The sequence below is a fragment of the Methyloversatilis sp. genome, from assembly GCF_030696805.1.
Classification (GTDB): Bacteria; Pseudomonadota; Gammaproteobacteria; order Burkholderiales; family Rhodocyclaceae; genus Methyloversatilis.
Genome location: NZ_JAUYRO010000034.1, coordinates 99,584 through 118,763, shown reverse-complemented (window position 1 = coordinate 118,763; position 19,180 = coordinate 99,584). Strand labels below are relative to the sequence as shown.

The window sequence follows — 19,180 nt, the reverse complement described above, 5'->3', positions numbered from 1 at the left end:
GCTACCTGTCGCCCTACTTCATCAACAACCCGGATCGCCAGATCGCCGTGCTGGAAAGCCCGCTTGTCCTGCTGCACGACAAGAAGATCAGCAACATCCGTGATCTGCTGCCGGTGCTCGAACAAGTCGCCAAGGCCGGTCGTCCGCTGCTGATCATCGCCGAAGACATCGAAGGCGAAGCACTGGCCACCCTGGTGGTGAACAACATCCGCGGCATCCTCAAGACTGTTGCCGTCAAGGCGCCGGGCTTCGGCGACCGTCGCAAGGCCATGCTGGAAGACATCGCCATCCTGACCGGCGGCACGGTGATCGCCGAAGAAGTCGGCCTCACGCTGGAAAAGGCCACGCTGGCTGATCTGGGCCAGGCCAAGCGCATCGAAGTGGGCAAGGAAGAAACGACCATCATCGACGGCGCCGGCACGGAAGACGCGATCAAGGCCCGTGTTGCCAACATCAACACGCAGGTCGAAGCCGCCACCTCCGACTACGACCGTGAAAAGCTGCAGGAACGCAAGGCCAAGCTGGCCGGCGGTGTTGCGCTGATCAAGGTCGGTGCCGCGACCGAGTTCGAAATGAAGGAAAAGAAGGCCCGCGTCGAAGATGCGCTGCACGCCACGCGTGCTGCCGTCGAAGAAGGCATCGTGGCCGGCGGCGGTGTCGCACTGGTCCGCGCCCTGCAGAATCTGGGCAACAGCCTGAAGGGCGCCAACGCCGATCAGGACGCAGGTATCAAGCTGATCATGCGTGCCGTCGAAGAGCCGCTGCGCCAGATCGTCGCCAACGCCGGTGAAGAGCCGAGCGTCGTGGTGAACAATGTGAAGGAAGGCAAGGGCAACTACGGCTACAACGCAGCCACCGGCGAGTACGGCGATATGGTGGAGATGGGCGTGCTGGACCCGACCAAGGTCACGCGCACCGCTCTGCAGAACGCCGCATCGGTCGCTTCGCTGATGCTCACCACCGACTGCATGGTGGCCGAGCTGGCCGAAGACAAGCCGGCTGGCGGCGGCATGCCGGGCGGTATGGGCGGCATGGGCGGCATGGGCATGGACATGTAATGTCCGTCGCAGCCACCGCAAGGTGGCTGCGGCCCGGTCACCCGATTCCGAAAAAACCCGCGCGAGCGGGTTTTTTCGTTAACAATCGCTCTGCGCCAGGCGTGCGGATTGCACTATCGTTCCGGACGAAGGGCCACGCGGGGAACGAAATCGGGAGAAATACGGAAAACGACGCACGAAGGAAAAGGTGGCGGAGAGTGCCCCGTGCAGGGAAACGGGGCACCCTCCGGAGCGGGTGCCGGCGTGCCGGCTGCGCCCCCGAAGACCAAAAGACGGAGAACTGCAGAATATTCAGGTGGGCTTACAACTGCCTTACACTTGAATGAGGAATGCAGTCACGCGCTCATCGAGGAGGCGGCCGTGAGGCCGCAAGCGACATGCACATACTGCTTGCAGAAGACGACCCGGTCATTTCCGACGCCGTAGTACGAGCGCTCAAGCGCGCCGGCTACGCGGTGGACAGCGTGGCCAATGGCAGTGAAGCCGACGCCGTGCTCCATGGTCAGTGCTTCGACCTCGCCATCATCGACCTCGGCCTGCCGCGCCTGTCCGGCATCGAGGTGATCAAGCGCATGCGGGCGCGCAAATGCGCTGTGCCCATCCTGATCCTCACCGCGCAGGACGGCATCGATGACCGCGTGCGCGGACTCGACGCCGGCGCCGACGACTACATGTGCAAGCCGTTTGCGCTGCCCGAACTCGAAGCGCGCGTACGCGCGCTGACCCGGCGGGGCACCGGCATGCCGACGCGCATCGAGGTCGGCCCGCTGGCCTACGACCAGGCCGACCACGTCGCCAGCGTCAATGGCCAGGCCATCGAGCTGTCGGCGCGCGAAACGGCGCTGCTCGAAGTGCTGCTGCTGCGCGCCGGTCGGCTGGTCAACAAGGAACAACTGGTTGATCACCTGTGCGGCTGGGGCGAAGAGGTCAGCAACAACGCCATCGAGGTGTACGTACATCGGCTGCGCAAGAAGATCGAGCACAGCGGCCTGCGCATCGTGACGCTGCGCGGCCTCGGCTACTGCCTGGAACGACCGGATGCCGTCGCGTGAAAAGCTGAGGCAGCGTCGCAACAAGGCCGACGAGAAGGCGGCCGGCGAACACAACTCGCTGTTCGGCGAAATCCTCGACTGGATGCTCGCGCCGCTGATGTTCGTGTGGCCGATCAGCATCGCCATCATCCACAACGTGGCGGACGACATCGCCCACGCGCCGTACGACAAGGCGCTCGGCGACAGCGTCTATGAGCTGAGCCGCCAGGTGCGCTCGACACCGGTCGGCGCTGCGCTGGTCAAGCCGCCGCAGATGCGCGACCTGTTCCACATCGACGGCGAAGACATCATCTATTACCAGGTGCTCGACGGCAGCGGCCGCCTGCTGGTCGGCGACGCCGAAATTCCCGATGTGCCGCAGGATCTGCCGTGGAAAGCCGGCGAACTGTATTTCCGTGAAGGCCGCGTGAACAACGAAGACGTGCGCATCGCCTACATGTTCCAGCCGGTCACCACCCTTCCTGATTCCTATGTGACGGTGCAGGTTGCCGAAACGCTGAACAAGCGCGAGGCACTGACGTCGCGCATCCTCTCCGGCGTGCTGCTGCCGCAGTTCGTCATCATTCCGATCGCGGTGGTGCTGGTGTATTTCGGTCTGGCGCGCGGTCTGCGCCCCCTCAACCGGCTGCAGCGCATGATCGAAAAGCGCCGCCCGACCGACCTGTCGCCGATCGAAGTCCGGCGCGCGCCCGAAGAACTGCGGCCGCTGATCAGTGCGCTCAACGACATGATGCTGCGGCTCGAACTGAATCTGGCGGCGCAGCGACGCTTCATCGCCGACGCCGCGCACCAGATGCGCACCCCGCTGACCGGCCTCAAGAGCCAGGCCGAACTGGCGCTGCTGGAAAACGACCCGGCGCAGATCCGCGCCTGCATGGAACAGATCTTCGTCAGCGCCACCAGCTCGGCCCACCTGATCAACCAGCTGCTCGCGCTGGCGCGCGCCGAATCCAGTACCGAAAAGGTGCATGTGGTCGAGCGGCTGGAACTGAACGGTCTGGTCGAGCGGCTGGTGGCCGACTGGGTGCCCGCCGCCCGACTTCGTCGCATCGACATCGGCTTCGAGCGCGCCCATGTGCCGCTGCATGTCGACGGCAACCCGGTGCTGCTGAACGAAATGTTCAAGAACCTGATCGACAACGCCATCAAGTACACGCCGATCGGCGGCATGGTCACCGTGCGTCTGCGCGCCGACATCCGCGCGCTGTTCGAAGTCGAGGATTCCGGCCCCGGCGTGCCGGCCGAAGACCGCCAGCGCGTGTTCGAGCGCTTCTACCGTGTGCTCGGCACCCAGGTCGAAGGCTCCGGCCTCGGGCTGCCCATCGTGCGCGAAATTGCCGAACTGCACCGCGCCGACGTCGAACTGCTCGACGCGCGCAGCGTGTCGGGCCTGCTGGTGCGCGTGTCCTTCCCGCGCGTCATGCCCGAAAGCCAGGCGCCGCGCGACGACGACGCACCGAGCTGGCACTCAGCCCCCGCCGGTGCCGGACGCCCGGCATGACCGCCGGCGCCGATACGCTCGAACTCGCCCTGCGCGTCGTTGTCGTCCTGAAGGGGCTCAACGAGCTGCTGCTGCTCACCTTCATTGCCCAGGGCGCGCTGTGGCTGCTCGCCGGCAGCCAGCGCCAGCACAACCTCATCTACAACGCCTTCAACCTGGTCGGCGCGCGCATCCTCGCCATCACCCGCCGCATCACCCCCGGCTTCGTGCCGGACCGCCACCTGCCGGCGATCGCACTGTTCTGGCTGCTGCTCGCCGAACTGCTGCTCATCATCGCCAAGATCAGCCTCGTGCTCGAACTGCAGACCCGCTCCGCCGCCTGAATACGCCAAACTCTTTGACACTGCCTGCCCGACGCATTACCATCGCGGCCTCGCGTGGCCTGGTAGCTCAGTTGGTAGAGCAGCGGATTGAAAATCCGCGTGTCGGTGGTTCGATTCCGCCCCAGGCCACCACTTATTCGACGGCTCGCCTTGGCGGGCCGTTTCTGTTTCCAGCGCCTGCCTCAGGCTGTCCCAGAACTGTTTTTCGTCGTCGCTCTTAGCCCGTTCGGCGCTACTCACCGCAATCAGTTCAAGCGGATTTTTCCCCAATAAAACAGCGAGTTGTGCCGCATGGTAAGGGTCCATGCTGTGCACGTTGTTCCGGTACTGGCTCATCTTCGGCCGGGACCACTTCAGAGCCTTTGCAAGTGCGTAATCGCTCTCGACTCCGAGCTTCTTCTTCGCCTCATCCAAGTATTCGACTGTGCGCATTGCGATCTCCTTTGCTTGAATCTAGGGAGATTAAGACCCCTTGACAAGTTGCGACCGCGAAACTAATTTTGTGTTCAGAGTGCTTAACGCCTATGAACATGACAGCCGCGAATTCCTCCACCGCAACGCTTGACCGCATCCAACTAGAAAAGCTGGGCTGCGAACTCGCCGATGTGCGCGCCGAACTGGCGATCTGCGGTCATTCTGAATTGGCTCGTTTCCAGCAGTTGGAAGCCGATCTGGTGCGCCGTGTCACTCGCCTTAAGTCGAAGCTCGCGGAGCTCTTGGCGTGACCCACCCCGGCTTCCTCACCGTCATCGAAGACCTCGAGCGCCAGCTCGCCGCGCCGATGCCCGCCGGCATCCGCCGCTCCAAAGAGCGTCACCGCAAGAAAGAGCTCGACCGCGCCAGGCGCGCCGGCATCTCGGCCGACGCCATCCTCGCCGCCCAACGTCGCGGCCGGGGGCTCAAATGATCGTCACCGTTTTCCTTTGGATCTTCATGCGCTGTTACGACTGCGGCTTCCTGTGGCGGGAAGCCTGCTTGTCCACCGGCCGTCGTGAAGTCCGTCCCGACCTGTCCGGCATCTGCATCGACTGCGGCTCGATCAGCAGTTTCGAGCGCGGGCGCAGCAAGCCGGGACCGCAGGGCACGGCGGCTGCGGCCGCGCCCCCCCTGACTAACAGGGGGGGGACATCCACCAAGTCCAGATCTCGTTACGGGAGGAACCGATATGTTCCGAACCACTGAATCCCATTGGCCGCGCAATCGCAACGGCGAACGCTACGTGCTGAACCATCGGGGAGAAGAATCCGTTCTTCTTGAAACCTCGGCCCGTGGTGACGGCAAAGCCTTCATCGACTGGCTCACCGTCACCTTCCCCGATGTCGCCATCCACCCGAAAAACGGGTGGAAGTGCCTGGTCCCGGTCGTGGATGAAGACTTCGCAGTAGCACTGGCGAAGCGCCTGGAAGAAATCGTCGGCTTTGGCATCTTCGAGAAGCGGAAGAGCCGCCACAAGTTTTATGAACATTCATGGAGCCTTGGCGCAGACGGTCGCTTAGGCTTTATCGGGGTCGGCGGCCAGAATGGAACGATCCTTTTCGAGCTCACCGGCGAAGGCTGCATGCACGCAAAGCCGGGATGGGAAGCCGATATGTACGACTTCCTCGCATCCGGCGATCTGAAGCTTCCCAAGATCACCCGCGTCGATCTGACGCACGACGATCACGCCGGCGATTACAACGTCGATCGCGCGTTCGATGACTGGTTTGCTGACCGTTTCAAACTGCCTAAAGCGCCGCAGTCGCCTGCGATGGCGCAGTTCGGCAACTGGGCCAAGCCTGACGGCAGGGGTCGAACAGTCGCAATCGGCCGTCGTCTCTCCGGCAAATACCTGCGCGTCTATGAGAAGGGCCGCCAGTTGGGCGACCCGAAGTCACCCTGGACACGGATTGAGCTCGAACTGAAAGCCGAAGACCGAGTGATTCCGTTCGACGTGCTCACCCGTCCCGGTGCCTATCTCGCTGCTGCCTACCCGGCGCTCGAATTCCTGAACACTGAACAAGCCCGCATAGCCACGGTACGCCACACCGTCAAGCAAGGCTGGCTATCGATGCTCAAGTACATCCGTCATGCAGCCGGTCCGGCGCTCGCCGTGGCGCTCGCCGTCATTGGCACCCAGGGCATTGAAGATCTTGTCGCCGACGTCACGCAAGACGACATCCATCGTCAGATGGTCAAGCGTGGCATGGACCTTCCGTTACACCTAGTCGCCGAACTGGCCGAATCGGATCACGACTTAACAGGCCATAAAGGAAATGATGATGTCGATTCTGTTTGATATGGCTGAAGCCGAACAAGTCCGAACCGAACGCCGGGTGCTCCTCGGTGCCCGTGGTCGCATGTTCAACATCGACGGCACGCAATTCGATTACACCGAACTGTTCCTGACCGTCCCGCTGCAGCGTGCCGACGACCCCGCGCCTATGGCGTGGGGCCTCGGCGTCGAAGTCCTCAAGATGCCCGGCAGCAAAAATGCCATCTCGCTCAAGCAGGCGGACGCCTACCTCGCCGAAATCCAGATCCGGGAATATTCCGCTGGCAAGGACGTCAAGAAAGAGGTCATATCGGTGAAGCCGATCAAGATGCTAGGCCAGGACAAGGCCACTCAGCAGTCCGGCGCAGCATCGCAGAAGGGCTAACCCGCGTTTCGCATGCGAAACGCTCATCCACCTGAAGGGAGTACGACATGAAGATTCAACTGAACCGATCCGGCTTTACCGTCAATGGTCAGCCGGCGACGTGGTGGCAAACCGCGCTGGCGCTGCTTGCCGCCCCTTTCTTGTTCGTGTTCCTGCTGTTCGACGCGCTGCTTACCGCGCCGGGCAAGTTCGGCATGTGGTTCTGCAACACGTTGGGTCGTGCCGGCCTTCCGGAAATCGGCGGTGCCCTTCTTCAGCTGCGCTATCCGAAGCGGCGTATTGCCTGGTACCCCGAAGGTCTTTCGTCCGAAAAGATTGCGCTTCTCGAGCGTCATGGCGCGACCGTTCCGGACTGGGCAAGGCGACCGCACTTCGAATGCATTCGTCGCTTGCCGATCACGCAAGCCGCAAAAAAGAACGGCCGCAATTAGCGGCCGGGAAGTCCTTTTCGACGGGGTTTACCCGCTTGAAAGGAAGAGATATGAAAAAAGTCAGTATGTATCACGTTCGTGTCGGTGACAAGTTGATCACTTTATCGCTGACTACGGAGTCCGGCGCCTTCCGCAGTGCAAAGGTAGGTGTCTCGGAGTACTTCCCTCAGTTTCGGGTGTTGATCTTTGATTCTGTTAACTCCAGTTGCGTGCAGCAGCATGAATTCGATGACAGGGAATCTGCTTTGCGCTTCCTGCAATCGGAGATGCTTTTTCACGCGACGCGGGAGCAGCTGGTCGACGGTCATCTACTCGAGCACACGGAGTACACCGAGAATTCGTACGAAACGTACATCGAGTTCGTTCCGGTCTTCCGAGTCCGAAAGATTGATAAACGCAAGTAATGCTGTCTAGTACTAACTAAGAAGTACATTTAACTAAACCTGTTTGCGGGCAAGCCCCGCCGAAAGGGATTTCGATGATGTCTCACCCGCACCTGGTGCCCGCTCCGGCCACACTGACCGGCGAACAGCTTCTGTCTCGCGCGGTGTCCGTGATCTCCGTGAGCCAGATCAAGGGCGCATTTCACCTCGCGCACATCCAGCTGGAGAACGGCCGGTTCGGCGATGTGCCCTGCGATGCCGACGTCACCAAATCCGACACCGTCGGACTTTACGGCCGCGTCCAGGTCAAGAACGGCCGCGTCGAAGCTCGCCTGCAGCTGCGGAGAATCCAATGAACCTCTCCACGCACTGCACCGTTCGCTCGCTCAAGCGCGCGAACAACGGCATGCGGATCGCGATCGTCGAACTGCCGGACGGCACCTTCGGCGAAGCGCCTGCCGGTGACGGACTCAAGAAGGACGACACCGCAGTGATGTCCGTCACCCTGGGCGTGCAGTCCGGTCGCCTGTACCCGCGCTGGCTCAGAGTGGAACGCGCATCGTGAGCTGCTACCAGTCGGACGTCTATGTGCCGCAGTACGACGAGTTCGGTGTGGAAATCGGCGGACAGACGTATTTCACCGGCTGCCACCAGAGCTACGTCGACACGGTCAGCGAAGCGGCAACCCTGTCCGGCTGGCTTGATGTCGAGCACACCCAATGCGTCACGCTGCAATACGAAGCCGGCGGCACCTTCCGTGTCATGTGCTTCGATGCCGCGAACGGACCGTTCGACACGTACGCCTTCCATCTGGCGGACGTCACCCCAGGGCCGGCCTACACCGGCCCCAAGGTCGCCTCGATCAAGGGTGGATCAAACGAGTTTTCATCGCTGCCGGATTACCCGCAGCAGAAAGGATCGGACATGTTGTGCGTCACAACTGGCGAGGGCGGTGCCCTCGTCGTACAGAACCCTCAGCCCGCAAACCTCAGTGAATGCGGGATGGTGGTGCTCTCGGGCTCGGAAGCGATGGGTAACCCCTTCGCCCTGAGCTCGGAAGCAGGTGCGGCCATTGCGGTCGCAATCATCACGGTATGGGCTGTCGCCTTTGGCTGCCGTGCCGCAATTCAAACCCTGTTCTTGAAAGGAAGTACCAATGATGAATCGTCTGCGTAAGGTTGCGGGTGTCCTCGTTTCGGCCGCTCCGCTGGCTCTGGTATCGGCACCGTCGCACGCCGGTGGCGGTGGCATCGATGTGTCCGCAGTCACCACGGCCATCGCTGGCGCCAGTGCCCCGATCGCTGCGATCGGCGCTGCCGTGCTGGTCGTGCTGGTGGGTGTTGCGGTCTACAAGTGGATCCGTCGCGCGCTGTAATCACCGCGAGCTGATCAGCTCGCATCAACCGTTTCAAGCGTAGTAACCCGGGGGGCTGCGGTCGGTCCCGGCATTCACCTGGGGGATTCAAATCATGGGCGCATACGTCATGATCGCTTTGCTGGGGGCCGCATGGATCATCTTCAACTACTGAGCCCCCTGCGGCTCACTCGCGCTGTCCTCGCCTTCCTTCTCGGCGTTCTTCTCGCAGCCGTCTCGCTTCCAGCACTCGCCGCCTATCAGCCGCGTACGGAGTACTACGCAAACATGGAAGGTGGGCGCGTCGGCTGGTCCGGTGCCGAGGTGTGCGCGCAGTACCCGAACAACACCTACCTCTACAACGGCTGGCAGGGGCCGGGGTGTTACAGCAGCACTCCTACCGACCCCACCTACCCGGGCTTTCTGGGTCTCGTGAGCTCGCGTCAAGTCTGCTTGTACGGTGGCGCGTTAAACGCCGGCGTGTGCTCGGGCAACCCCACCTGTCCCGCGGGTCAGCAGTTCGACACCGCGACGGCCAGCTGCAAGGACGTTGCATGCGCGCCGGGTGAGATCAAGAACCCGATCACAAACCTGTGCGAGAAGGACTGCAGCGACGTCGCCGGCCGCGTTGCCGGTACCGCCGCCAATCACGCCATCCTCAGCGTCTCCGACCCTTCGAGCTACAACGGCAACGCGTCCTTCTGCGTCGAAGGATGTGCCGCGACCGCTCAAGGTGGCGTCAAGTGCTACTGGTCGGATGCCCCCTCGGGCGGTGACGATGTCGTGCGCATCGGCGGGCACTGCGAAGGTCAAGGCCCGTTCTCATTCAACGGACGCAACTGCGCGAGCTACGGCGGCGGGATCTCCGACGTCGACACCGTTGAAACCGATCCGTCAAAGCCCTGGTGGGATGCCGGCAAGGGTCCGAGCGATTGCGCCAAATCGGGCGGTGCATGGGGCCAGGTCAATGGACAGAACGTCTGCATCAAACCGGGTGCCGGCCAGACCAATGTGCAGACCAGCGGCAAGGACACTGGAACGACGAAGTCGGCAACAACGCCGGACGGCTCGGGCGGCACCACGACGAAGTCGGAAACCACCTCGACCGAATGCAAGGACGGCAAATGCACGTCCACCACAACCACCACGACCGGCGGCACCAACGCCAACGGCACCCCCAAGACCGACAGCACGGAGACGAAGAGCGAGACGGAGAATCAAACCGAGTTCTGCAAGAAGAATCCCGCAGACCCGCGTTGCACGAATACGAACGACGGCAAAGGCTCGTGGGCGGGCGGATGTGGTGGCTTCACATGCTCGGGTGATGCCGTTCAGTGCGCACTGGCCCGCGAGGTCTATCAGCGCAACTGCGAATCCACCGCCTCGAACAGCTTCACGGATCTGGCCGATGCAGCGGGAGCCGGCACCGACACCGGCGCCAACTACATCCAGTCCGAGAAGAGCACAGCGGCGATCAGCGCCCAGGCGAAGTTCTCCGAAAGCCTGCAGTCCTCGCCGATCGCCGCGACGTGCCCCGCGTCGCGATCAATTGGCTTGCCGGGTGGATACACCGTCGACGTGTCCTTCGAGAAGGCATGCGAGTTCGCCGGCTATCTCGGCTTCTTCGTCCAGGCCTTCGCCTACCTGTCCGCCGCACTGATCGTGCTGCGCAACCCGACCGCCTGAGGAGCCCGCCATGGCACTTCCGTTGATTCCCGTCATCGCCGCCAGCTCGATCGGCGGTGTCCTGCTCACCCTCGTGTCCTCGCTGGTTGGTCGTGTCCTTCTGGCGCTCGGCCTCGGACTGGTGACTTACACGGCACTCGACCCGCTGCTCGATCAGTTTCGATCCAGCTACTTCAGCCAACTGTCCGGCCTGCCCGCAGACATTTCCGGCTTCGTCGGCCTGCTCAAGTTGGGCGACGCAGTGCAGATCATCTTCGCCGCTCTGGCCACCAAGCTCGCCATGTCCGCCGTGCAGGGGGCCGTAAAACGTTGGGTCGTTAAATGATCGACCTGCAGACCGGCCTGCCGGGCGCAGGTAAAACGCTGTACTCGATCTGGCGCATCAAGCAGAAGTCGGAGCTAGAAGGCCGGCCGGTCTATTACTCCGGGATCTCGGACCTCAAGCTTCCGTGGATCGAGCTCGAAGATCCGACCAAGTGGTACGAGTGCCCGGCCAACAGCATCATCGTCATCGACGAATGCCAGCGCGTGTTCCGTCCGCGCGGCAACGGCTCAAACGTGCCCGAGCACGTCGCCAAGCTGGAGACGCATCGACACCTTGGCATTGACCTGGTGTTCATCACGCAACACCCGATGCTGGTCGACAGCAACGTGCGCCGCCTGGTCGGCAAGCACTATCACTCGGTTCGCACCTTCGGCCAGCAGAAGGCCCGCGTCTTCGAGTTCGAGTCCGTGAAGGAGAACCCGATCGCCGCGCGGTCGACCGCGATCGAGCACAACTTCAAATACCCGAAGGAAATCTTCGACTATTACAAGTCGGCGGAAGTCCACACGCACAAGAAGAAGATTCCCGCGCGCGTGTATGCGATGTTTGTCGTTCCTGTTGTGGCGATCGCGCTGATCGGCTTCACCGTGAGTTGGTTCTACGATCGCACGCAAGGCGTGCCGATCGGTGGCACCCAGCCCACGGCACAGCAGGCCGGTACCGGCGCACAGGCCACCAGTTCAGCCGGCCGCACCCGAGAAGGCAAGCTCACGACCGCGCAGTACCTGCAGGATCAGCAGCCGCGCATTCAGGGGCTGGCCTACACCGCCCCGGTGTACGACGAAGTCACCCGCCCGACCCAGGCACCGTACCCCGCCGCGTGCCTCACACTGCGCAATGAATGCCGCTGCTACAGTCAGCAAGGCACGCGCCTGGCCGTAGAGAAGAGCCTGTGCGACAAGATCGTCCAGGACGGCTTCTTCCTCGCCTGGGACGCGAGAACACCGGAGCAGCGCGACCGCAGACAAGAAGCGAACAGAAACGCCCCGCTGCTGGCCAGCGCCAGCACCGCCACGCCCTCCGACCTGGTCATCGGCGCACCCGCTCCGCGTGAAGGCCTGAGCACGAGCACCAGCGAAGCCGCACCGCAAACGACGCAGCAGCCCTATCAGCCACGTGTGCCGGCGAACTCACCATGGCGCGCGCCCTAAGCAGCCTCATCGAGCACGCCCAGGCGCAGACCGCCGCCATCACCAACGCCCTGCGGGCAACCCTGCTGCCGCGTCACCCGCTGCAGATCGACGTGCTCAAAGCCATCGCCTGCGTCTGCATGCTGGTGGATCACATCAACACCTGCCTGTTTGATCGTGCCTCGGTGCTGGCCTACCTCGTCGGCCGGCTCGCCTTCCCGCTGTTCGGGCTGGCCTTCGCACTCACGCTCAATCCAGACAAGGCACCACTGCAGACCGCCAGGCGCCTGGCGATCGCCGGCGCAGCGATACAGCCGATCTACGCGATCGCCTTTGCAAACACCGGCTTTAGCCCATGGTGGGCCGGCAACATCCTCTTCAGCTTCGCCGCCGTTGCCTACCTGGTGGAACAAGCGAAGAACCCGACACCCGTTGCGATCGCAAGATCGCTCATCGTCATCGCCGCCGTCGCGCTCATCCAGTCGCCGTCATCCTTCGGCCTGGCCGGCATCGTCTGGCTGTATGCGCTGCACAGGTTCTTCAACTCACAACCCGACAGCACCGCAGCCTGGCCAGTTGCTGCACTCGTCGCCTTCTTCATGCTGAACCCCGGCATGCCGATCGCCAACGCGCTCATCGCAGCTGCGATCGCGGCCATCATCGCCGCTTCGCAGTACGCGAGATCCAGAGCACCACGCCACACAACGCGGCATCCGTGGTCACTCGCCTTCTACGCTGGCCACCTGCTGGCCATCGTCCTCATCGTCGCCGCAGAGCACCTCACGCGCTCGGCCGAGCTCGCCCAGGCCATCGCGGCATAACACCAAAGATATACGCACGCATACCCGATCGCGCTACTCAATAGACGTAAGGGGTGGTGACAAGTATGCTTTCTGCGAGCTGCTGCTTTTGCCGGCGATGCGATGCCTGATTTAGCCATCGCGGAGCGCATCAACTCATCGATGCAGATACACAACTCTTGAAAAAGCGATCACAAATAGGAGGTCTTCGACATGGCTAGATGCACAGCACCGGTAGAAGGACATCGCACAGCGAGCGGGGCAGCGGCATGTCCCGCGTGTGGCGGTCGCTCTCGAGGCTACGGGTCATTTTCTTCTTACTCTTCGCCCTATTCCTCGTTGGGGGGAAGCGGGAACAGCGGGAGCAGTGGGAGCAGTGGGAGCAGTTCGGGCGGCCAGAGCGGTGGTGGCCGGTCCAGCATCTCCGCAAGGCCACGTTGGTCGCGAGCAGGGTCATCGGTCGTGTACACCCCCGCTGAGGTGCGGACGCTAACGCCGGTGCGCGAAAACTTCGAGAAGCGCGCATCTGTGCCTGACCTTCGGGATGTTTTTCTTTGCCACGCGTGGGACGATCGGAAAGGAGCTGCGAAGGACCTGAATGATCTACTCGAGTCGCGCGGTGTCTCCGTTTGGTTCAGCGAGAAGGACGTTCCCCTCGGCGCCACGCTGCTTCGCGAAATTGATAAGGGATTGGCGAGGTCGCGAGTCGGCATCGTGCTGGTGACCCCTGCGCTGCTGCGTCGCGTCGCGTCAGAAGGAATCGCTGAAAAAGAGCTTTCGGCTCTCTTGGCGCGTGATCTGCTCGTTCCCATTGTGCACGACACAACATATGAAGCGCTCCGCGAAGTCAGTCCCTTGTTAGGCTCGCGAAGTGGACTGAGCACTGCAGAGGAGCCAATGGCAGATATCGCGGCCAAGCTCGCAGAGTTGGTCACCCTGTAGTGCGGTGTTGCATCCGACTGTCTACATTGCAGCCGTGCTCAGTTCTTTCCGCAGTTTAACTTCAGTGTTACGCCGAAAAAATTAGGGAGCTGTAATGAGGGGCCAGTGGTTAGGAAGTTACGTAAGTAGCAGTGGCAATGGGACGCTGATGATTAATAGAAGCGATAGGGGACAGACCACGATTTCATCGAACGACGGTGGGTTTGAACCAGTACTCGTGGTCTGTCCCCTTTTACTCGCAGGAGTTTTCCAGCAGAACTGCTCTAGAAAACAAAGGTAGGCCCCAGAGGAACCAGCGCTACGGCCCGGCTGCGCTAGACTAAAGCTACTATGCTCATCGATCCCGAAATTGGCTTCACCGCAGACGTTATCCGCGACCCTAGCCGCTTCGTCGGCCGGACCGACCTGATCCGGGACTGCATATCAGCACTGAACGCAGCCACAGGCCTCATCTCGGTGTTCGGGAAACGTGGAGTCGGTAAGTCGTCATTGCTTCGCCAGATTCAACAAATGGCTCTTGGCGAGTACGCCCTCGCGAAGAAAGCGGGCCTTACACATCTGATACCCGCCAGGCCACGTACCTACCTTACTGTGTACTATTCCTGCGACTCTCTCATCAAGGACGGCAAGGATCTTCTGTCAAGGCTTTGCAATGACCAGGGCGCTGAAGACAGTCTCCTGCGATTGGTTCCAAATGACGGGAAGGAAATCATCGAGTTCACCCGCTCCAAAGAAGTTTCAGCGGGAGCGGACCTGAAGGTTGTGAGCTGGGGTGCGAAGGGGATCGAGAGCTCTAAGTACGCGAAAGTCGTTCCGAACGACATAGTTCAAACATTTCGTAACTTCGTCGATGCAATCGTCGTGCACCAAGTTCAAAAGCGCATGAATCGCGATGGGCTGTTGATCATTCTTGACGAGTTTGATGTCATCGACAACAAGGAAGGTCTTGGCTCCCTCATCAAGTCGCTAACAACACCTCAGGTGAAGTTTGCAGTCTGCGGTGTCGGTCGTGACCTATCTGACCTCATCCACGACCATGCTTCAGTTGAACGACTCATCGAACAAGGGGTTCTTCCGGTAAAGCCAATGCCTCTGCCGGAATCAGAGGCAATCATCTTTCGTGCAGCAGAACTATTTGGTGGGACAGTCAAATTCGAACCCGGTATCGCTACGCGCATCGCTGAGTTGGGACAAGGCTATCCATACTTTGTGCAGTTGATTGGCAAGCAGTGCGTCAATGAAGCAAACTCCAAGTCCACCACAACGATAGACTCAGACATCCTTGACAAGGTGCTGGAAGACCTGAGATCTGGTAAAGCCTTTCCGACGCTTGAGTCAGCGTATCAACGTGCTATCGGCGAATCAGAGGGTCGTCAAATGCTGCTTCACTTGCTCGCTGAGCAGCCGACAGAACAGTCACTGTTCACTGATGAAATCGGACGCGTGATACTGAAGCAGTCACGTCAAGTGGCGGAAGAGCTTGATATCCAATTCATCGACCAACTCATACCGCGCTTGGTTGAGAAGAAGTATGGACCAATTCTAGAGCGCGTACCCGAGCGGCAGGGAACGTATGAATTCGTCAACCCCGTCCTTCGTCAGTACATCAAGCTTCGCCGCATCGAGTGAGGTGCTCTGGGGCCTAACCCCTCGCCCAAGCTGAGCCCTAACGGCGTGGCGCCAAGGCCAGCTTAGCTCGAACGCGAGGCGTCACTAGGAATACCGTGAAGCAACTCACCGATCTGCTAGTCGATGCAACCGCTCGAATTGAGTGCAAGTACTTCCAAGTCGAGCTCGACGGTGGTGATCCCATCTACCGTGAGCGCGTGTACTGCTACGAGCTCTACCATCAGCTTCGTTGCCTGTGGCCTACCGAGTGCGACTTTTCGTTGAACGGTGAACTCGACAAGGCGGCCCACCCAATTCTTCGAGAGCTCGGCGCTGACTACGCGAAACCCGATTTGCTCGTTCATCGCCCAGGCTACATGAGCGGTAACAACACAATCATTGAGGTCAAGTCATCGCGGGCCCCGTCTGCCGGAATCGAGAAGGATCTAAGGACCCTGGCGCTCTTTCGTACAAAGGTTGGCTACGAGCGCGCCGTGTACCTCCTGTTCGGGTTCGAGGCGGAGGCCGCCGCCGAGCGAGTTCAGCGTGTCGCAGAGCAGCTCGGCGAGTTGCCGCCAATCGAGCTTTGGCTGCATTCGGCTCCCGGCAAGGCGGCAACGCCTAACCGTTCCATCGATGGGGCGTCCAACGGCTAGCGCCGTCGGCTGCCCCTCATGTCAAACGTAAATCTCGTTTCGCATGCGAAACGCAAACCTTCCTGAACCCCGTCAAAAATTCCTTCAACACCTCCTCTTCCCGCTCCGGCAACGGCTTCGGCTGCATCGCCACCCACAGCATCACCGGCAGCACATCCGGTTCTTCCTCCAGCGCCGCGACCGCCGCCCGCTCCATCATCTTCTCGAACAGATCACCGCCCAGGGCATCGTTGATCACTGCGCACCAGTAAGCCCGCGCCTCCGGTTCGAGCTCGGCATAGATCTCGAACTGTTCATCCGTCGGCTCCTCGTCCAGCGTGGCCAGGCTCAGCAGCTGCCACATTGCGCACTGTCGTTCCGCCCGTGACTGTCGCGCTACCTCCGCCCGTGACCGCCGATATTCCTCGTACTCGGCTTCTCGCTTTGCTATCTCTTCCGGCGAGGCCTGCTTAGATGTCTGCAGCGCCCCGTCAGTTGCGTTGCTGTCACCTGCGCCGTCCATCTGCGTAACCAGGTCAGCTTTCGGCTCCTTCGTCTTCCTCACCAGCTCGCGCAGCGAGTCCCGGTTCTCCTCGCCGGCCTTGAGCCGTTCGATCGCCTGGCGCGTCGCCCACCAGTCCAGCGCCGTCAGTTCCTTCAGCGCTAGAATGATTTCCGGATCTTCCGTCACGCCCTCGCGGATGAGCTCCTCGATCGGCCACGGCAACCCCTCGACGCACGCAATCCGCTTGCACACCCAGGACCGCGACTTGTTCACGAGCTCGGCCAGCTGCGCCAGGTTCATACCTTCCTTCTTCAACGCCAGCAGCGCACGCCCCTCGTCCAGCGTCGAAAGGTTCTCCCGCTGGACGTTCTCCGCCAGCTGCGCCGCAGTCGTCTCCGCAGTGTTGAGCTTGATCACCACGGCCGGCACAGCGGTTGCGGCGGTACGCCGCACTGCAGCCGTGCGTCGGTGCCCCGCGACAATCTGGTACTTGTTCCCCTTGGCCGGCGTCACAATGATCGGCTGCAACAGCCCGCGCGCCTCGATGTCGCGCGCGAGCTCCGCGATCCCTTCTTCGTCCATCGCCTCGCGGATGTTCGATACCTCGACCAGGTCATCGAGCGGCACCAACACCACGCTGGCCACGCTCGCCAGTTCCGGCCGCTTCGCCTTCGCAGGCGCCTTCTTCACCGCCTTGACCGGCGTTGCTTTCTTCTCGGTAGTCGTCGTCATGATCATGTCCCCTTAGAACCACATGTCCGCAAAAGCGTGCTCGTTGCGTCTGTCGTAATTGGCGAAGTCAAATTCGGACACCGCCTCCCAAGATCCGGGCCGCTTGTGCTGCGATATCGCGTAGTGCAGCAGCGCCTCCAGGTATTCCGTTTGCGTTGTGTCGTGAAACGCGGCGATCTCGGCAAGCAGTTCCTTCGCTTTGGCATTGATGCGAACCGTTGCCTTCTTCTCCTTAGTCGTCGTCATGGCTCAGGCCTCCATCATCTGTTCGACCTGCGACGCCATCGAAGGCACGGTAGCTGCCCAAAGCGTCATCGTCGGCAGACCTTCGCCGTCGCGTACAAGCAGGACCTGCTTATGACTCCGCGTATCCGGCGAACGCAGTTCGACCGTCAGACGATCCATCGCTTCTCCCAGGTTCTCGAAGGCGTCGCTGTGGCCTTCATCCGTGCCGCTATAATTCACAGTGAGTGTGTAACGCATGTCTTTGTCCTTTCGTTTGTAAGCCGACCTAGCCGCTAGATTCGGAGCCCCGCGTACGTTTCGGGTGTCTTCCGATAGACAGGCTGCGGAGCCTCCTGCCGTCCCATCCGCTGAGTTCCTCGCCCGAAAGGGTCGCGAACGCACGCGAAGCGTCCACCACCAAAAAAGCACGCAAGAAGGCGTGCCAGCGGCTTCATCGCTGGCGCGAGTTCTTGCCTGCTTTCAAACCTTGGTAGCGATGTGCGAGGAAATCAGCGGATGGGACGGCAGTGCATGCGGTCAAGCGGAGGGCAACCGAAACCCGGCGCAGCCGGCTCCGGGCAACGCCCGCAAACACCAAGCGGGCCAACGGCCCGGGTCCGGCCTCGAGCTGGACGAGGTGTGCCCGCACACGTCGTCGCCTTTGACTTCGGCGGTGCGCAGCACGGCCGGGACTTTCGCCCTTACTGCGTTCATCATCCTTATGGATGATCAAGTCATAGCCGGTTCGTCCGATCAAGACCGGATGCATACTTGGAAAGAAGCCGCCGAGCGCTGGCAACAAGAAACCGAGCACAAGAAGACTGCGCACGAGGACGCAAGAAAGCTCCAATGGATCGGCTTGCACCTCGACGCCCTGCCGCTCAAGGCGGTAACCGCCGACGTGATCCGTGCACTCGCAGCAGCCAGGCGTGCCGAAGGCTCTGGTGTCAGCACGGTGAATCGATACCTCGCACTTGTGCGCGCGATCCTTCGGCGTGCTGCTTTTGATTGGGATTGGATAGAAAAGCCGCCACCTGTCAGGCTTCGACCCGAACCGCGGGGGCGCACTACGTGGCTTCAGCAGGAGCAGGCGAGGGCATTGTTTGCCGAGCTGCCCGAGCACCTCAGGGCGCCGTTTGTGTTTTCGCTGGCGACCGGATTGAGAATGTCGAACGTGATTCGCCTGACGTGGGACCAGGTCCTCATTCGGCGCGGGATTCTGTTGTTCGACGGGGACGACATGAAGAGCGGCGATCCCTTCGCGCCCGCGCTGAATGACTCCGCACTTGAAGTGCTTCGTCACCAGTTCGGCAAGCACCCGCGCTACGTCTTCACGTACAAGGGCAGGGTGATGGCCCGCGCGTCGAACTCTGCCTGGTACAAGGCTAAGCGTCGTGCCGGCCTGGCGCATCTTCGTTGGCACGATCTGCGGCACACGTGGGCGACCTGGCACGTGTTAGCCGGCACGTCGCTCGATGTCGTGCAGGATCTGGGCGGCTGGAAAACGCGAATCATGGTTCGCCGCTATGCGCATCTGCAGCCCGGCGCACATCGTGCGCAGGCCCGAAACGTCGACGGCGACCTTGCGGGATTTATGGAAAGTTTCGATTAATTCTGCGTAGTCAATCGTCGTACTCCGCCAAACGGATTGAAAATCCGCGTGTCGGTGGTTCGATTCCGCCCCAGGCCACCAGAAATTAAGCCTTCTGCGTCAATCACTTGCGCAGAGAGCTGAAAAAGAAAAGGGCCGAAAGGCCCTTTTTTTGTGCCCGGAATTGATGATTCCTGTCACTTTGTGCTGCCGACGCTGGCGGACAGGGGCCAAGTCGAGCGGCTCAGTGCAGCCGTCGATTC

The 19,180-nt window shown here is 61.3% G+C and carries 25 protein-coding genes and 1 tRNA gene; 23 read left to right on the top strand and 3 right to left on the bottom strand.

Going from position 1 to position 19,180, the window contains the following annotated elements:
* The 22 genes from groEL to Q8R75_RS04490 form a co-directional block, all read left to right on the top strand.
* Window positions 1-1,058: chaperonin GroEL (gene groEL, locus Q8R75_RS04595; RefSeq protein WP_305663530.1), on the top strand; the 1,058-nt coding region annotated here is incomplete at its 5' end.
* A 377-nt stretch (window positions 1,059-1,435) separates the two neighbouring features.
* On the top strand, window positions 1,436-2,110 hold the full coding sequence (locus Q8R75_RS04590) for a response regulator transcription factor (RefSeq protein ID WP_305611932.1): 675 nt from the start codon (window positions 1,436-1,438) through the stop codon (window positions 2,108-2,110).
* A complete protein-coding gene (locus Q8R75_RS04585; protein WP_305611931.1) occupies window positions 2,097-3,611 on the top strand; it encodes a sensor histidine kinase N-terminal domain-containing protein in 1,515 nt (504 codons plus the stop codon). Before Q8R75_RS04590 ends, Q8R75_RS04585 begins: the two co-directional genes overlap by 14 nt.
* Window positions 3,608-3,934, top strand: coding sequence for a hypothetical protein (locus Q8R75_RS04580; RefSeq protein ID WP_305611929.1), 327 nt, complete (start codon window positions 3,608-3,610; stop codon window positions 3,932-3,934). The genes Q8R75_RS04585 and Q8R75_RS04580 overlap by 4 nt, the downstream gene beginning before the upstream one ends.
* A gap of 56 nt (window positions 3,935-3,990) precedes the next feature.
* Window positions 3,991-4,066 (top strand) — tRNA-Phe (locus Q8R75_RS04575).
* Window positions 4,067-4,458: 392 nt separating this feature from the next.
* Entirely contained in the window at window positions 4,459-4,659 is a 201-nt protein-coding gene (locus Q8R75_RS04570) for a hypothetical protein (protein WP_305611928.1), read from the top strand.
* A complete protein-coding gene (locus Q8R75_RS04565) occupies window positions 4,656-4,841 on the top strand; it encodes a hypothetical protein (protein WP_305611927.1) in 186 nt (61 codons plus the stop codon). Before Q8R75_RS04570 ends, Q8R75_RS04565 begins: the two co-directional genes overlap by 4 nt.
* A 258-nt stretch (window positions 4,842-5,099) precedes the next feature.
* On the top strand, window positions 5,100-6,209 hold the full coding sequence (locus tag Q8R75_RS04560; RefSeq protein WP_305611926.1) for a replication initiation factor domain-containing protein: 1,110 nt from the start codon (window positions 5,100-5,102) through the stop codon (window positions 6,207-6,209).
* Window positions 6,193-6,570, top strand: coding sequence for a hypothetical protein (locus Q8R75_RS04555; protein WP_305611924.1), 378 nt, complete (start codon window positions 6,193-6,195; stop codon window positions 6,568-6,570). The genes Q8R75_RS04560 and Q8R75_RS04555 overlap by 17 nt, the downstream gene beginning before the upstream one ends.
* Before the next feature lie 47 nt (window positions 6,571-6,617).
* On the top strand, window positions 6,618-7,001 hold the full coding sequence (locus Q8R75_RS04550) for a hypothetical protein (RefSeq protein WP_305611923.1): 384 nt from the start codon (window positions 6,618-6,620) through the stop codon (window positions 6,999-7,001).
* A 50-nt stretch (window positions 7,002-7,051) separates the two neighbouring features.
* Window positions 7,052-7,405: a hypothetical protein gene (locus tag Q8R75_RS04545; protein ID WP_305611922.1), complete on the top strand. Its 354-nt coding sequence runs from the start codon at window positions 7,052-7,054 to the stop codon at window positions 7,403-7,405.
* Window positions 7,406-7,563: 158 nt separating this feature from the next.
* On the top strand, window positions 7,564-7,740 hold the full coding sequence (locus tag Q8R75_RS04540) for a hypothetical protein (RefSeq protein ID WP_305626157.1): 177 nt from the start codon (window positions 7,564-7,566) through the stop codon (window positions 7,738-7,740).
* Window positions 7,737-7,949, top strand: a complete 213-nt coding sequence (locus tag Q8R75_RS04535) for a hypothetical protein (protein WP_305611913.1) — start codon at window positions 7,737-7,739, stop codon at window positions 7,947-7,949. Before Q8R75_RS04540 ends, Q8R75_RS04535 begins: the two co-directional genes overlap by 4 nt.
* Entirely contained in the window at window positions 7,946-8,560 is a 615-nt protein-coding gene (locus Q8R75_RS04530; protein WP_305611912.1) for a hypothetical protein, read from the top strand. The genes Q8R75_RS04535 and Q8R75_RS04530 overlap by 4 nt, the downstream gene beginning before the upstream one ends.
* Window positions 8,544-8,759 (top strand): major capsid protein, encoded by a 216-nt coding sequence (locus Q8R75_RS04525; RefSeq protein ID WP_305611910.1) that lies wholly within the window; start codon window positions 8,544-8,546, stop codon window positions 8,757-8,759. The genes Q8R75_RS04530 and Q8R75_RS04525 overlap by 17 nt, the downstream gene beginning before the upstream one ends.
* 267 nt (window positions 8,760-9,026) lie before the next feature.
* Window positions 9,027-10,424 (top strand): virulence factor TspB C-terminal domain-related protein, encoded by a 1,398-nt coding sequence (locus Q8R75_RS04520; protein WP_305626158.1) that lies wholly within the window; start codon window positions 9,027-9,029, stop codon window positions 10,422-10,424.
* A gap of 10 nt (window positions 10,425-10,434) precedes the next feature.
* Window positions 10,435-10,749 (top strand): DUF2523 domain-containing protein, encoded by a 315-nt coding sequence (locus tag Q8R75_RS04515; protein ID WP_257092701.1) that lies wholly within the window; start codon window positions 10,435-10,437, stop codon window positions 10,747-10,749.
* Window positions 10,746-11,900 (top strand): zonular occludens toxin domain-containing protein, encoded by a 1,155-nt coding sequence (locus Q8R75_RS04510; protein ID WP_305626159.1) that lies wholly within the window; start codon window positions 10,746-10,748, stop codon window positions 11,898-11,900. Before Q8R75_RS04515 ends, Q8R75_RS04510 begins: the two co-directional genes overlap by 4 nt.
* Window positions 11,885-12,700 (top strand): TraX family protein, encoded by an 816-nt coding sequence (locus tag Q8R75_RS04505; RefSeq protein ID WP_305663529.1) that lies wholly within the window; start codon window positions 11,885-11,887, stop codon window positions 12,698-12,700. The genes Q8R75_RS04510 and Q8R75_RS04505 overlap by 16 nt, the downstream gene beginning before the upstream one ends.
* Window positions 12,701-13,177: 477 nt before the next feature.
* The gene (locus Q8R75_RS04500; RefSeq protein WP_305626161.1) at window positions 13,178-13,621 is read left to right on the top strand and encodes a toll/interleukin-1 receptor domain-containing protein; all 444 of its coding nucleotides are present in this window, start codon (window positions 13,178-13,180) and stop codon (window positions 13,619-13,621) included.
* Window positions 13,622-13,951: 330 nt separating this feature from the next.
* Window positions 13,952-15,250, top strand: a complete 1,299-nt coding sequence (locus Q8R75_RS04495; protein ID WP_305626162.1) for an AAA family ATPase — start codon at window positions 13,952-13,954, stop codon at window positions 15,248-15,250.
* 95 nt (window positions 15,251-15,345) lie between these two features.
* Entirely contained in the window at window positions 15,346-15,885 is a 540-nt protein-coding gene (locus tag Q8R75_RS04490) for a hypothetical protein (RefSeq protein WP_305626163.1), read from the top strand.
* Window positions 15,886-15,901: 16 nt separating this feature from the next.
* Here Q8R75_RS04490 and Q8R75_RS04485 read toward each other — a convergent pair whose 3' ends face one another.
* From Q8R75_RS04485 to Q8R75_RS04475, 3 genes are read right to left on the bottom strand one after another with little or no spacing between them, the layout of a single operon-like run.
* Complete coding sequence (locus tag Q8R75_RS04485) at window positions 15,902-17,101, bottom strand: ParB/RepB/Spo0J family partition protein (RefSeq protein ID WP_305626164.1); 1,200 nt, start codon at window positions 17,099-17,101, stop codon at window positions 15,902-15,904.
* A gap of 12 nt (window positions 17,102-17,113) precedes the next feature.
* Window positions 17,114-17,347, bottom strand: coding sequence for a hypothetical protein (locus Q8R75_RS04480; RefSeq protein ID WP_305626165.1), 234 nt, complete (start codon window positions 17,345-17,347; stop codon window positions 17,114-17,116).
* A gap of 3 nt (window positions 17,348-17,350) precedes the next feature.
* Window positions 17,351-17,584 (bottom strand): hypothetical protein, encoded by a 234-nt coding sequence (locus Q8R75_RS04475; RefSeq protein WP_305626166.1) that lies wholly within the window; start codon window positions 17,582-17,584, stop codon window positions 17,351-17,353.
* A gap of 181 nt (window positions 17,585-17,765) precedes the next feature.
* Here Q8R75_RS04475 and Q8R75_RS04470 point away from each other — a divergent pair, with 181 nt between their 5' ends.
* Window positions 17,766-18,938 (top strand): site-specific integrase, encoded by a 1,173-nt coding sequence (locus Q8R75_RS04470; RefSeq protein ID WP_305626167.1) that lies wholly within the window; start codon window positions 17,766-17,768, stop codon window positions 18,936-18,938.
* Window positions 18,939-19,180: the final 242 nt, after the last annotated feature.